Raw genomic sequence first — 1,279 nt, forward strand, 5'->3', positions numbered from 1 at the left:
TCGACGACGTGAACGGTGATGTTCGGGAGGGGCCTTCCGATGGCTGGAGGGCCGGAGGAGTCCGCCGTGATCTCTGTCAAGGTGGCGCAGATCGTGGTCTCGGTCGGGCCGTAGGCGTTGACGAGGTGGTGCGCGGCAGCCCAGACGGCGGCAGTCGGTGCGGGGAGCTGCTCTCCGGCGGCGATAATCGTTATGCCGGCCGGAAGTTGACTGACGTCGATCACTGTCAGGAGAGACGGAGTGACGGTGGCGTGCGTGACGTTGTACGCGGCTGCCTCGACCGCGAGAACAGGCGGGTGGGTTCGAGCGCCCTCGGTTGGTGCGATGAGGGTGGCCCCGGTGGCTAGAGCCATGACGAGCTCCCAGACCGACGCGTCGTACGCGGGGACGGCTTGCTGGAGGACGCGATGGGAGCGGTCGAGCCTGAAGAGTCGACGTTGGGATGTCGCGATGTTGGCGATGCCGGCGTGGGTCAGGCCAGTCGGCTTCGGCAGTCCGGTGGTACCGGACGTGTAGATCAGGTAGGCAAGTTGGTGTGGATGCACGGCGGCGTGCATCGGTGCGTTCGGGAGGGTCGACAACTCGGCCGCGGTGTCCGGGTCATCCACGCATACCGTGAGGACGGTGATGGTCGCGGGCATCTTGTCGGCGAACTCCGTCGTGGTGACGACTGTGGTTGGTCGGGCATCGGTCAGGACGGCCGTCAGTCGGTGGAGCGGGTCGGTGACGTTCAGCGGTAGATAGGCCGCGCCGACCTTAAGGATGGCGAGAAACGCGATGGCCAGGTCAGGGCCCGGCGGGAGTATGACGGCGGTGGCCGTCTCGGGCCGCGCACCGAGGGCGCTCAGGTGATGGGCGAGTTGGCTCGATCGTTGGTCGAGCTCCCGGTAGGTGACGGTGGTCCCGGTCTCCACATCGACGACCGCGGCGTGGTCCGGGTTCCGTATGGCATGGTCGTTGAACAGTTCGTGGACGGCCCTGAATGGATCGTGCGACGCGGTGCTGTTGATGCTGGCCCGCAGCCGCTGCTCGGCGGCAGTGAGCGTGCCGAGACTGCTGACCGGCTGATCGACGTCGTCGACGATGTCGCGAAGCAGCTGGGCAAGGTGATCGAGCACGCGATCTGCGAAGGGCTGATCGAACCAGGTCCCGTCTGTGGTCAGGAGCAGCGTGAGGTTGTCGGTGCTCGGCACGATCACCAGGGTCATTGGGTAGTGGCTGTGATCGACGGCCGTTTCGCCGCAGGCCCGGATGGCGGTCTGCTCGGCAGCCTGGTATC

The 1,279-nt window shown here is 66.4% G+C and carries 1 protein-coding gene; it reads right to left on the bottom strand.

Annotated features, from left to right (window positions below; translation table 11 throughout):
- A partial coding sequence (locus tag Vau01_RS62975; protein WP_204015470.1) for an AMP-binding protein occupies positions 1 to 1,279 on the bottom strand: 1,279 nt, incomplete at both ends.

This window comes from Virgisporangium aurantiacum, assembly GCF_016863635.1.
GTDB classification, from domain to species: Bacteria; Actinomycetota; Actinomycetes; order Mycobacteriales; family Micromonosporaceae; genus Virgisporangium; species Virgisporangium aurantiacum.